Source organism: Paenibacillus sp. J22P218, assembly GCF_056269195.1.
In genome coordinates, this window is sequence record NZ_JBWDNL010000001.1 from 502730 (window position 1) to 514984 (window position 12255).

Annotated in this window: 14 protein-coding genes; all 14 read left to right on the plus strand. The window is 53.1% G+C overall.

Annotation, left to right across the window (positions count from 1 at the left end; all coding sequences use genetic code 11):
• The first annotated feature begins 139 nt into the window (after positions 1-139).
• Positions 140-451 carry a 50S ribosomal protein L21 gene (gene rplU, locus AC0YN0_RS02250; protein ID WP_337099530.1) on the plus strand — a complete coding sequence of 104 codons (312 nt, stop codon included), beginning with the start codon at positions 140-142 and terminating at the stop codon, positions 449-451.
• Positions 452-464: 13 nt separating this feature from the next.
• Entirely contained in the window at positions 465-800 is a 336-nt protein-coding gene (locus AC0YN0_RS02255) for a ribosomal-processing cysteine protease Prp (RefSeq protein ID WP_337099529.1), read from the plus strand.
• A 56-nt stretch (positions 801-856) separates the two neighbouring features.
• A complete protein-coding gene (gene rpmA / locus AC0YN0_RS02260) occupies positions 857-1168 on the plus strand; it encodes a 50S ribosomal protein L27 (protein ID WP_337099528.1) in 312 nt (103 codons plus the stop codon).
• A gap of 136 nt (positions 1169-1304) precedes the next feature.
• Entirely contained in the window at positions 1305-2042 is a 738-nt protein-coding gene (locus AC0YN0_RS02265) for a Spo0B domain-containing protein (RefSeq protein ID WP_475819812.1), read from the plus strand.
• A 13-nt stretch (positions 2043-2055) separates the two neighbouring features.
• On the plus strand, positions 2056-3381 hold the full coding sequence (gene obgE / locus AC0YN0_RS02270) for a GTPase ObgE (RefSeq protein ID WP_442048925.1): 1326 nt from the start codon (positions 2056-2058) through the stop codon (positions 3379-3381).
• Positions 3382-3545: 164 nt separating this feature from the next.
• A complete protein-coding gene (locus tag AC0YN0_RS02275; RefSeq protein ID WP_337099525.1) occupies positions 3546-3983 on the plus strand; it encodes an ACT domain-containing protein in 438 nt (145 codons plus the stop codon).
• A gap of 39 nt (positions 3984-4022) precedes the next feature.
• Positions 4023-5309 (plus strand): homoserine dehydrogenase, encoded by a 1287-nt coding sequence (locus tag AC0YN0_RS02280; protein WP_337099524.1) that lies wholly within the window; start codon positions 4023-4025, stop codon positions 5307-5309.
• A gap of 13 nt (positions 5310-5322) precedes the next feature.
• Positions 5323-6300, plus strand: coding sequence for a homoserine kinase (gene thrB, locus AC0YN0_RS02285; RefSeq protein WP_475819813.1), 978 nt, complete (start codon positions 5323-5325; stop codon positions 6298-6300).
• Entirely contained in the window at positions 6297-7178 is an 882-nt protein-coding gene (gene pheA / locus AC0YN0_RS02290; RefSeq protein WP_475819814.1) for a prephenate dehydratase, read from the plus strand. Before thrB ends, pheA begins: the two co-directional genes overlap by 4 nt.
• Positions 7179-7370: 192 nt before the next feature.
• Positions 7371-9155 carry a LysM peptidoglycan-binding domain-containing protein gene (locus AC0YN0_RS02295; protein WP_475819815.1) on the plus strand — a complete coding sequence of 595 codons (1785 nt, stop codon included), beginning with the start codon at positions 7371-7373 and terminating at the stop codon, positions 9153-9155.
• 139 nt (positions 9156-9294) lie between these two features.
• Positions 9295-9927, plus strand: coding sequence for a BofC C-terminal domain-containing protein (locus AC0YN0_RS02300; protein ID WP_475819816.1), 633 nt, complete (start codon positions 9295-9297; stop codon positions 9925-9927).
• 158 nt (positions 9928-10085) lie between these two features.
• Positions 10086-10589, plus strand: a complete 504-nt coding sequence (gene ruvC, locus AC0YN0_RS02305; protein WP_337099519.1) for a crossover junction endodeoxyribonuclease RuvC — start codon at positions 10086-10088, stop codon at positions 10587-10589.
• A complete protein-coding gene (gene ruvA, locus AC0YN0_RS02310) occupies positions 10586-11221 on the plus strand; it encodes a Holliday junction branch migration protein RuvA (RefSeq protein ID WP_442048930.1) in 636 nt (211 codons plus the stop codon). The genes ruvC and ruvA overlap by 4 nt, the downstream gene beginning before the upstream one ends.
• Positions 11222-11241: 20 nt before the next feature.
• The gene (gene ruvB / locus AC0YN0_RS02315; RefSeq protein WP_337099517.1) at positions 11242-12249 is read left to right on the plus strand and encodes a Holliday junction branch migration DNA helicase RuvB; all 1008 of its coding nucleotides are present in this window, start codon (positions 11242-11244) and stop codon (positions 12247-12249) included.
• Positions 12250-12255: the final 6 nt, after the last annotated feature.

The window sequence follows — 12255 nt, forward strand, 5'->3', positions numbered from 1 at the left end:
AACTGTTTTGGTGTATGTCTGACACATACGTGAATCAGGCATATGGATACCGCTCCGATCGGGTAAGCAAGCGCATGCGGCATACGTCGCAAGCCACCTGGATTAGGCGAGTCTTCGAAAATAAGGAGGTGCACTAACTATGTTCGCAATTATTGAAACTGGTGGCAAGCAATACAAAGTCCAAGAGGGCGATGTGATCTACATCGAGAAACTGGACGTTAACGCAGGTGAAAATGTAACTTTTGACCGTGTTTTGGCCGTATCCAAAGGTGAAGGTCTTGTGACTGGAACTCCGGTTGTTTCCGGTGCGACGGTTTCCGCTAAAGTCGAGAAACAAGGCAGAGGCCAAAAAATCATCGTTTACAAATACAAAGCCAAAAAGAACTACCGCCGCAAGCAAGGTCATCGTCAACCGTTCACAAAAGTAACAATCGAGAAAATCCAAGCGTAAGAGGAATTTCACGATGATTGACATTACTTTTGTCAGGCAAGCCGCTGACAGGCGTATCGTATCCTTCGCTGTCGTAGGACATGCTAAGTATGCGAAGCACGGTAAAGATATCGTGTGCGCCGGCGTATCGACCGTTACGGTTGGTACCGTCAATTCGATTGAGACATTAGCAGGCGTAGAGCTTCCCGCTCGGATGAAGGACGGCTGGCTGTCATCGGATATTCCGGTGCTCCAGGACGCCGAAGCCGACGGAAGAATGCAGCTTTTGCTTGAATCGATGGTTGTCATGCTTGAGTCGATAGCTACATCATACGGCAAACACGTCGTCTTGCATGAGACGCTTGTATAAGCGCCCTTGAGGACGAATTTTATCATTAAATTCCTTAAACAAGGAGGGAAATTACTATGTTGAAACTGAATCTTCAGCTATTCGCTTCGAAGAAAGGTGTAGGCTCCACGAAGAACGGACGTGACTCGCAGTCGAAGCGCCTTGGCGCTAAACGTGCTGACGGTCAAGTCGTATCGGCAGGAAGCATCTTGTTCCGCCAACGCGGAACGAAGATCCACCCAGGAACTAACGTAGGCATCGGCAAAGACGACACTCTTTACGCTAAGGTTGAAGGCGTAGTGAAGTTCGAACGTTGGGGACGCGATCGCAAAAAAGTGAGCGTATACCCAGTTGATCTGGCTCCGGTAGCCGCAGCAGTAGAAGCTTAATTTTTGACATTTGCATCAAGCCCCGGCCTGCATCGCGCTAGGCCGGGCTTTTTTTTGTGCTGGTAAGTGACCAGTAGTCCTCGCGCATGCTATACTGGATAAGCTAGGAAACACGGGTGAAAGTGGGTTTAATCAAATGGAACGCTTAACAACGCCTAAGTATTATGCAGCGGCATCGGTGTTACTTCCTTGCGCTGCTGTGCTTATATGGCCTTCTAAAGTGTGGTTAACTGCTGTGTTTCTCATTTGGATCATCGCTGCGGCCGGTTTCTGGATCCGGCTAGAACGGAAGGAATACGAGGAGCGCAGTGAAAGAACGATTCATTCGTTGCAGTCATCGGCTATTCGGACGTTGAACCATCATCGTCATGACTGGATGAATGATTTGCAGGTCTTGTATGGCTATATTCGGCTTCAGAAGCTGGATAAAACGGTTGATTATATGGAGAAAATAAGAGAGAAGATGGGCAACGAGAGCAGCATCGGCAGGCTTGGCAGCCCGCTACTTGTCAGCTTCATCCAATCGTTTCGGACGATGACGAATGCGCTGGAGCTTGAAGTCGATGTTAAAGGCGAGATACAACTTAGTGAATTCGCTGGTGATTGCGACAAGATTGCCGATACTCTTATACATACAATCAATGCTTATCGCTTCGCTACGAAGCCTGGGCATGGAGCTGTAGCGACGCTGCGCGTGGAGCTGTCGAAGGATAGCGGGGCGCTTTATGCGGCATTTTATTATGAGGGCGAGCTTATGAACGAACAGCAATGGAAGCAAAAAATACAACAGCAGTTGGAAGGCGCGCCTATGCAACCGATCAACTTCGAGCAGCCTTATTCCAAGGTGCTGCTGAAGGCGGAATTGCGCGCTTGAACGGGGGTACACCATGTTTGTCGATAAAGCGAAAATATTTGTAAAAGGCGGCGACGGCGGCGACGGCATCATCTCATTCCGTCGAGAGAAGTATGTCGAGAACGGCGGTCCGGCAGGCGGCGACGGCGGTCGCGGCGGCGACTTGATCTTCCAAGTCGACGAAGGATTGCGTACGCTCATGGACTTCCGCTATCAGAAGCACTTCAAGGCGCAGCGCGGCGAGCGCGGCAAAGTGAAGACCATGCACGGCGCAGGCGCTGAGGATACAATCGTCCGTATCCCGCCCGGAACGGTCATCATCGATGATGATACGCAGGAAGTCATCGCGGATATGACGCGTCATGGTCAGAAGATTGTCATTGCGAAGGGCGGGCGCGGCGGACGCGGCAATACCCGGTTCGCGACAGCGAACAATCCGGCTCCGTACATTTCGGAGAACGGAGAGGAAGGCCAAGAGCGCTGGGTCGTGCTGGAGCTGAAAGTGATGGCGGACATCGGACTGGTCGGATTCCCAAGCGTAGGCAAGTCAACGCTGCTCTCGGTCGTATCCGGTGCGAAGCCGAAGATCGGCGCTTATCACTTCACGACGATTACGCCGAATCTAGGCGTTGTCGATGTCGGAGATGGACGCAGCTTCGTCATGGCAGATTTGCCGGGCTTGATCGAAGGCGCACATGAGGGCGTTGGCCTCGGCCATGAGTTTCTGCGCCATGTCGAGCGTACGAGGGTCATTATTCACGTTATCGACATGTCGGCGTCCGAAGGACGCGATCCGTTCGATGACTGGGTGAAGATCAATGCCGAGCTTTCGCTATACAACGAGAAGCTGGCGGATCGTCCGCAGATCATTGCTGCCAATAAGATGGACATGCCGGAGTCGGCAGATAATCTTGAGCTGTTCAAGCAGCAGCTAGACGAGGTGCGCGGTGAGCGGACCTATGAGATCCTGCCGATATCCTCGCTAACGAAGCAAGGTATTCAGGAGCTTCTGTACAAGGCGGCAGACGTGCTGGATACGGTCGTCGAGCAAGCTCCGGTCGAAGAAGTGAAAGATATCGAAGAGCGTAAAGTATATACGTACGAGAAGCGCGAGGAGACGACGTTCACCATCCACAAGGAGGACGAAGTATTCGTCGTCGTCAGCGAAGGCATCGAACGCTATATGAAGCGTATGAACTTGAACTCGTACGACGCTGTTATGCGATTCGCCCGTATGATGCGCAAGATGGGTGTCGATGCGGCGCTGCGCAAGCAAGGTGCGAGAGACGGCGATATGGTCAGAATCAACGACTTCGCTTTCGAGTTCTTCGAGGGCAATGATTACGATCCGAGCCGATAGTTGCAGCACAGGCTGCATGAATTGAAAGGAGAGACGGCGAATGCCGTCTTTTTTTCGTTTAGGAGACAATTAACCTACCCGCGATTTAACTATTGCCCCAAGCTGGAAATTCCGATATAATGTCCACTATAGGAATACATTTGTCTTTTTGAGGAGGACGTATAGTGACTGAGCGCTATTATGTCGTTCGAGAGGACATTTTACCGGAAGCGATTATTAAGACGATACAAGTGAAAGAGATGCTCGGACGCGGCGAGTCGCTTACCGTACATGAAGCGGTGGAGCGCGTCGGACTTAGCCGCAGCGCCTTTTATAAGTATAAAGACGGCGTATACGCGCTCAATCAGTTGGAACGCGAGCGCATCGCAACGATCTCGATGGATCTGGAGCATCGCTCCGGCGTGCTGTCCACGGTGCTGGGCCTTGTTGCCGGCCTGGAAGGCAATGTGCTCACGATGAATCAGAGCATTCCGCTGCAAGGATTCGCGAACGTCGTCATTTCGGTCGATATATCGCAGCTATCCGGGGAACTGTCATCGCTTGTCGAGACGCTCCGCAATCAGGCGGGCGTTCGCAAAGCATCCGTTATAGGGCAAGGCTAACAGCAGGCAGCAGCTTGACACATATTGGAGGGTATTATGATGAAGCCGATTAAGGTAGGTTTATTAGGTTTAGGAACAGTTGGAACAGGCGTTGTCCGTATCGTAGAAGGACACCAGGACGATCTGCAAAGCCAAGTCGGCTCTCCGATTGTAATCGAGAAGGTGCTCGTTCAAAATAAAAACAAATCGCGCAGCATTTCAATCGACGCGGACAAGATGACGGAGGACCCATGGGAAATTATCCGCCATCCGGATATCGACGTCATCGTTGAGGTAATGGGCGGCGTAGCGCAAACGAAGGAATATATCTTGGAAGCGCTGGAACGCGGCAAACATGTCGTAACGGCCAATAAAGATTTAATGGCGATGCACGGAACGGAAATTTTGGAGAAGGCGAAGCGCCATCAATGCGACATCTTGTATGAAGCTTCGGTAGCTGGCGGCATCCCGATTCTGCGGACGCTAGTGGAAGGCTTCTCTTCGGATCGCATTACGAAGATTATGGGCATCGTGAACGGAACGACGAACTTCATCCTCACGAAGATGAGTCAGGAAGGCGCATCGTATGCCGACGTGCTGAAGGAAGCGCAAGAGCTTGGGTATGCGGAAGCGGATCCGACCTCCGACGTTGAAGGGCTCGACGCCGCTCGCAAAATGACGATTCTCGCGACGCTTGGTTTCCATACTAACGTAGCGCTTGAGGACGTATCGGCGCAAGGCATTTCTTCGGTTACGAAGGACGATATCGCTTACGCGAAACGTCTCGGCTACGAAGTAAAGCTGCTCGGCATCGCAGAGCGTCAAGACGATCTGATCAGCGTTAGCGTCCAACCGACGATGGTGAAGCAATCGCATCCGATCGCTTCGGTTAACGGCGTATTCAACGCTGTGTACGTGCACGGCGAAGCGGTAGGCGAGACGATGTTCTATGGCGCAGGCGCAGGCGAGCTGCCGACGGCTACTTCGATCGTTGCCGATCTTGTTGCGGTTGTGAAGAACATCAAGCTTGGCGTTAACGGCAAGCAAAGCGGCGGCGCATACAAGGAGAAGAAGCTCAAGACGGATGAGCAGATCTCGTCGAAGTACTTCCTGCTGCTGCAAGTAGCAGACCGTGCTGGCGTGCTCGCACGCATTACGCAAGTGTTCGCTGACTTCGAAGTCAGTCTGGAGTCGGTGCTGCAACAGCCGAACCCGAACATTGCGCAAGCGGAAATTATCGTCATAACACATGATGCGAACAAAGCGGCTATCCAGAAGGTGCTTGCAAGCTTCGAGTCGCTCGACGTCGTACACAAAGTGAAGAGCGTATATCGCGTCGAAGGATAAGGGGAATAGCAGCATGACTAATCGTCGAGTAATTGTTAAGGTGCCGGCTAGCACGGCTAACTTGGGTCCAGGCTTCGACACGCTGGGCATGGCCCTTTCGTTGTATGCATGGATCGAGATGAGCGTATCTGATCGGACAGAGTTCCAATTCTATGGAGATCAGATGCAGGGCTTGCCTCGCGACAAAAGTAACTTACTCTATAAAGTAGCTCAGCTTGTATTTACTGAAGCGGGCGTATCCATACCTGAGCTGTCGATCTCGATGGTCAGCGACATTCCGCTGACTCGCGGCCTCGGCAGCAGCGCCTCGGCGATTATCGGGGCGCTGGCGGCGGCTAACGCGTTGATCGGCAGTCCGCTTACGGACGACAAGCTGTTCCAGATGGCAACAGCGCTAGAAGGTCATCCCGACAACGTCGGGGCCTCGCTGTTCGGAGGCATCGTCGTGTCGGCATGGGACGGCCAGCGCGCGGATTACGTGCGGCTGGCGCCGAATGAGAGGCTGGAGACGCTTGTTGCGATTCCGGCGTTCCAGCTCTCTACGGAGAAGGCGCGGCATGCGCTGCCTTCGCAGATCAGCATGGCCGACGCGGTGTTCAACGTCGGCCGCAGCTCGCTGCTCGTCGCGGCGCTGGCCAGCGGCGAGCTTGGTCTGATCCGTCATGCGATGAAGGATCGGCTGCACCAGCCTTACCGTGCAGCTCTCATTCCCGGCATGACGACCATCTTGGAGCGCGCAGCCGACTATGGCGCGCTGGGCGCAGCGCTCAGCGGAGCGGGTCCGACGCTGATCGCGTTCGTATCAACCGATTGCCCGGACAAAGGGGCGATCGAGCAGTTTCTGCTGGATACATTGAAGCAAGAGGGCATCGAAGCGGAGACGCTATGGCTAGCGCCGTGCCCGAACGGCCCACAAATAACGGTAGAGGACATATCGGCGGTTGCCCCTATGCCGCTCCCGGATCGAATTAAAGGAGAAGTTAAGGCATGAAGACAATCGCACTTTTACCCGCTGGTTCGGTATCGGATGAAGCGGCGAAACATTTTATCGGAACGCAAAATGTATCCTGGGATCACCATCGCCTCATCTCCGACGTGTTCTTATCTACCGTGAATGGCGTCAGCAATTATAGCGTCATTCCAATCGAGAATACGATTGAGGGCTCGGTCAGTCTGCATATGGACTGGCTCGTGCATGAGGTAGACTTGCCGATACGGGCTGAGTGGGTATATCCATCGATTCAGAACCTGATCGGCAGGAAGAGCGAGCTGCTGGGCGAAGACGGCGAGATCGACTTCAGCCGGATCAAGAAGGTTATCAGCCATCCGGTGGCCATGGCTCAATGCCTGCAGTTTCTTCGCAGCAAGATGCCGCAGGCCATTACCGAGCATGTAAGCAGCACCGCCGAATCCGTTCGAATCGTGCGCGATAACCCGGGTCAAGGCATCGTGGCGATCGGTACGACAACGGCCGCTGCGAATAACGGGCTAGACATACTGGCAAGCGGTGTGACCGATCATGACAACAACTATACGCGGTTCTTGCTAGTCGGACCTGAGGTGTATTCGGAGCGTCAATCGGATGCGGTGAAGACAAGCATTCTAATTACGCTGCCGGAAGACTTTCCAGGCGCGCTGCATCAGGTGTTGGCGGCGTTCGCATGGCGGAAGATCAACTTATCGCGCATCGAATCGCGTCCGACGAAGAAGAAGCTCGGTAATTACTACTTTTTCATCGATATCGATATGTCGCTGGAATCCGTGCTTCTGCCCTCCGCTTTGGAAGAGATCGAGGCGCTTGGCTGTCAGGTTCGTATTCTTGGATGTTATCCTAGCTTTACGTATGAGCAGCTCGCTGTAACCGAATAGAGATAGGATGCCGGGGATGTTGCCCCGCATATAATGTGAAGTTAGGCCCTTATGACAAAATATGGGCCAAGCTTCACTTTTTTTTTGCATGAAAGTGGAGACACCTGCCCATATTCTGCATAGGATGTAAGGATCGATAGCAGGCATTAGCCGTGCCTTGTTATTCAGAACGTGACAGGAGGTAATTGGCGCGTGAAAATTCATATCGTAAAAAAAGGCGAGTCGTTATACTTAATCGGCCAAAAGTATAATGTAACGCTGGAAGAAATTTTGAAGCTTAATCCGGGGATCACGAATCCGGACGCAATCGAGATCGGGATGAAGGTGAAGATTCCATCCAGTCACCCAGGGAGCGGCGGCGGCATGGACATTATGCACCAGCATGTCGTGAAGCAGGGCGATACGCTTTGGAAACTGTCCAAGTCATGGGGAGTTCCGCTTGCGGACATGATTAAAGCCAATCCGCAGCTCAAAAATCCGAATGTGTTATTGACCGGCGAGATCGTTAACATCCCGAAGGTAGGCACGACGCCGTCTGATGTGACAGGTCTTCCGGGCACGACCGTGGCGCAAAGCGCTGGCAATCAGAAGTCGCTTATGCAGAACGTCCAAGGCTGGGTCGGCAAACTTAGCACGGCGCCTATCATAGGCAAGACACCAACCGGTCCGGCCACGACGACGCCTGGCAAGACGTCTACTGCGCCAGCTGCCGGGAAGACACCAACAGCGCCAATCGTCACTCCAACGCCTCCAGCGCCGTTGCCAGCTCCTCCTCCGGCAGCTGTGAAGCCAGCGCCAGAGAAGACAAAGCCGGCTGAGAAAATCAAGCCAGCCGAGAAGACGAAAGCAGCGGCGGAGAAAACACTTCCGATCGAGAAGCCGGTTGAGAAAAAATTATCGCCTATTCATTCGGAGTATCAACCGAACGTTGATCTGTTCAAGCAATATGGCATTCCTGCAACGGAAGCGATGTCGTTGTACGATTTGCCAAAAGCGCCTGAAGCCGTATCGCCGGCTATGCAACAACCTTTTTACGGCGGTTACGGTAACGGCTATGGCCAGCCGATGGTGCACCCTGCACAGATGGGAACAGGCTACGGCAATTGGCAGCAGCCTACGCCGTTCAGCCCTATGGTCAGCCCTGCAGCTGAAAATGCTGCAAATGCTTTGAACGCGATGAATGCTGCTCATGCAGCCAATGCAGCCAATGTAGCTCCACTGGCGAATGCTGCTAATGTGTCGCCTTTAGCGAACACGGCTCATGCCGCCAACGCCGCTAATGTGGTTCAAGCAGCAAATGCCGAAGAATGTCCGCCGGGAATGGTCATGACGACGGGAGGCTATGGCTACGGCAATCCGTTCGTTTCCCCGCAAAGTGAAGGGCCTTGGGGATATGGAGAGCCAATGGTAAGTCCATTTACTCAAGGGCTTGGTGAAAACAACAGTCCGCTTGTAGCAGGAGCCAGCACATTGCCAGAGCAAGACCATTACGGTCACGGCATGGTGTCCCCAGCGTCCTTGCAGCCAGAGTATGGCCACTACGGTCATGGCATGGTGTCTCCAGCATCCGTACAGCCTGAATTTGGTCACTACGGCTATGGAGGCATGGTGTCCCCGGCATCCGTACAGCCTGAATATGGCTACTACGGCCAAGGTGCTGTATCGCCAGCATCCATGCAGCCGGATTACGGGTACGGCGGGGCCGTCTCTCCGATTGCCGGCGGCCATGGGTACTATACGCCATATCCAACATGGCCGCAAACGGCAGGAGCCGGAACGGGCCCAAGCAATGATTGCGGCTGCGGCGGAGAGCGCGAACCGCAGGTGGGCGCGAACGTGTCTGAAATAAACGAATCACCAATCGGAACCAAGCCGGCTGTGACGAAAAAGTCTGCCAAGAAGGCCGTTATCCGCACGATCTCTACTCGCTCCAGCAAACCAAAGAGCGGGTTCAGCCGTCCATGGATTAATCGATAAGTAAATGCAAAGCAAAGAGCAGGCGAGGAGACGATCTCCTAGCCTGTTCTTTGTATGTTCAAAACATTTGGCGCTTATTGAATAATTAGGAAGCAGTGGTGCACACTAACAGCAAAAATACAATAAAGGGGTCTTCCTTATGATGGAATTCAGCCTTTGGAAGCAGCTAAAACGACGTTTGCGCCGCAAACGAAGACCGTTATGGATGTTGGGAGGTTTGTTGCCTCTCCTTATTCTGACTGTTGCCATTCCACAGCAGGCATATGCAGCCCTTTCTGTGGAAGACAATCACGCGACAGTCCTCCAGGCGCTCCGCAGCCAGCATGGGCCGGTTACGGTTAACGTTCACCGGCTCTACGTATGCGGAGAAGAGATGAGGCCGCTTGGACGCATCGATTCCAAGCAGCTTGTCCAGCTGCTTACCGCTCATCCCGAATGGGAAGCGGCAGCTTTTGATCAAAGCAACAGCAGTTTATTGATTGAGCATCATGTCGACGATTTGTCGGCCTACTGCAAGAGCCATGCCTATATCGGAATGGATAAGGACGGCAACCTAACCTTGTTCGACGGCGAGCCGAAAAAAGAGAAGGTCGTGCGTACTTTTTTCCAACTGGACGTCCGTTACATGGAGAGCAGCCTTCCGCAGGACAAGCTGGATCAACTGACTCGAGGCATACGGATTAGCGATATCGACGAATATAACAGCGTATTATCGACGTTCAGCGATTTTGCACGATCAGATAACGAGAAAGTAATGAAACCGTCGTACTAGATTGCAATTAAGAAGAGCGGCCTGTTCAATCAGGTCGCTCTTCTTGTTATGTCAGTGCTAGACGGATGATAGGCTCGAAATATCAAACGCGCGTTCTCATTCTCGGCAACTTTTGCTATAATGGAAGGATGATTAGTGTTCATTGAGGAGTTGGCGGGTTGCGAGTACTAGGAATTGACCCCGGTATTGCGATAGCGGGCTTTGGATTTATTGATAAGATGGGACATAAGCTGACCCCCGTACAATATGGCTGCATTCAGACGGAGGCGCATACGCCTCCCGAGGAGCGGCTGCTCCAAATCTATGAAGCCGCAGGCGCGCTCATGGATAAATACAAGCCGGATTCCGTTGCCGTCGAGAAGCTGTTCTTCAATCGTAACGTAACGACCGCGTTTGCCGTCGGTCAGGCTAGAGGCGTTATTATCCTTGCCGCTGCGCAGCGGAAGCTGCCGGTAGCGGAATATACGCCGTTGCAAGTAAAGCAGGCTGTCGTCGGATACGGCAAGGCGGAGAAGCGGCAGGTGCAGGAAATGGTCAAAATGTTTTTGAAGCTGTCTGCTATTCCGAAGCCGGACGATGTGGCGGATGCGCTCGCCATAGCGATTTGTCATGCTCATTCGGCTGTATTGACTCAAAAAATAAATGAGGTGAACCGTTCGTGATCGATTTTTTAAGAGGACTTGTCGTACATATGGATACTGAGTACATCGTCATGGACGTAAGAGATACAGGCTATCGCGTGTTCACGCCTAATCCGTATGCTTTCGCGAAGAAGGAAGAGGCGGTTACCGTCTATATTCATCATCATGTTCGCGAGGACGCGATTCTGCTATTCGGCTTCGAGACACGCGAGGAGCAGACGTTATTCCGCAAGCTGCTGGAAGTGTCGGGCATCGGTCCGCGCGTTGCGCTTGGCATTCTCTCAGCCGGCAAGCCGGAAGCCATCATATCGGCCGTACATAACGAGAACATTGCATTCTTGACGAAGCTGCCGGGCATAGGCAAGAAGACGGCGCAGCGCATTATATTGGATCTGAAGGATAAGCTTGCAAACTTCGGAATGAATACCGGCTTGTTCGCGATTGGCGGACTGTCCCCGGATATGGAGGGCGCTGCCGGTTCGAAGCAAGGTGCGGGCACGGCATGGCAGGAAGCGCGCGAAGCATTGATCGCGCTTGGTTATACGGCTGCAGAGCTGGACCGCGCTTGGAGCGGGCTCGAGCAATCCGTTACGGCTGAGGACAGCGTAGAAGTATTGATGAAACGGGCATTGCAGCAACTGTTCAAAGGTTGACGGAAGGAGAGTAAGCTTACATGGATGATCGAATCATATCCGCTAACCTGATGATGGAAGACCAGGCTGCCGAGTTTAGTCTTCGTCCGCGTTATTTGGGCGAATACATCGGGCAGACGAAAGTGAAAGAGAACTTAACGATATATATCGAAGCAGCAAAGATGCGCAAGGAAGCGCTTGACCATGTGCTGCTCTATGGGCCGCCGGGGCTCGGCAAGACGACGCTGTCCAACATTATCGCCAATGAGCTTGGCGTTAATCTGCGGACGACGTCCGGCCCTGCGATCGAGAGGCCGGGCGATCTTGCTGCTCTGCTGACGAATCTGCAGGAGGGCGACGTACTGTTCATAGATGAGATTCATCGTCTTCATAGAACGGTCGAAGAAGTATTGTATCCGGCGATGGAAGATTTCGCGCTCGATATTATGATCGGCAAAGGTCCGAGCGCACGATCCGTTCGCCTTGACTTGCCGCCATTCACGTTAATCGGCGCCACAACGCGCGCGGGCTTATTGTCTGCTCCGCTTCGTGATCGATTCGGCGTCGTTAGCCGATTGGAGTTCTATACGGTGGACGAGCTCGCCTTCATTATCTCCCGCACCTCCGAAATATTGAATGCGGGCATTGTCGGCGAAGCGGCGATGGAGATCGCCCTGCGTTCAAGGGGGACGCCGAGGATAGCCAATCGCCTGTTAAAGCGGGTTCGTGACTTCGCGCAGGTTCGCGGCGACGGCATCATCACGCAGGAGATTGCTGGTCTAGCGCTTGAATTGCTCCAAGTCGACCCGATGGGACTGGATAGCATCGACCACAAGATGCTTCATGCGATGATGACGACTTTCTCAGGCCGTCCTGTCGGACTAGATACAATAGCCGCAACGATCGGCGAAGAGAGTCAGACGATAGAGGATGTGTACGAGCCGTATTTGATGCAAATCGGATTTCTGCAGCGAACGCCCCGCGGAAGGATTGCTACCGAGCAAGCCTACCGCCACTTAGGAATTCCTTATCCGGACGGAAACCGGTAATCAATG

Bases quoted from the DNA above. Each gene is read 5' to 3' on its own strand.
- rplU (WP_337099530.1), top strand. From the start codon at position 140: ATGTTCGCAATTATTGAAACTGGTGGCAAGCAATACAAAGTCCAAGAG.
- AC0YN0_RS02255 (WP_337099529.1), top strand. From the start codon at position 465: ATGATTGACATTACTTTTGTCAGGCAAGCCGCTGACAGGCGTATCGTA.
- rpmA (WP_337099528.1), top strand. From the start codon at position 857: ATGTTGAAACTGAATCTTCAGCTATTCGCTTCGAAGAAAGGTGTAGGC.
- AC0YN0_RS02265 (WP_475819812.1), top strand. From the start codon at position 1,305: ATGGAACGCTTAACAACGCCTAAGTATTATGCAGCGGCATCGGTGTTA.
- obgE (WP_442048925.1), top strand. From the start codon at position 2,056: ATGTTTGTCGATAAAGCGAAAATATTTGTAAAAGGCGGCGACGGCGGC.
- AC0YN0_RS02280 (WP_337099524.1), top strand. From the start codon at position 4,023: ATGAAGCCGATTAAGGTAGGTTTATTAGGTTTAGGAACAGTTGGAACA.
- thrB (WP_475819813.1), top strand. From the start codon at position 5,323: ATGACTAATCGTCGAGTAATTGTTAAGGTGCCGGCTAGCACGGCTAAC.
- pheA (WP_475819814.1), top strand. From the start codon at position 6,297: ATGAAGACAATCGCACTTTTACCCGCTGGTTCGGTATCGGATGAAGCG.
- AC0YN0_RS02300 (WP_475819816.1), top strand. From the start codon at position 9,295: ATGATGGAATTCAGCCTTTGGAAGCAGCTAAAACGACGTTTGCGCCGC.
- ruvB (WP_337099517.1), top strand. From the start codon at position 11,242: ATGGATGATCGAATCATATCCGCTAACCTGATGATGGAAGACCAGGCT.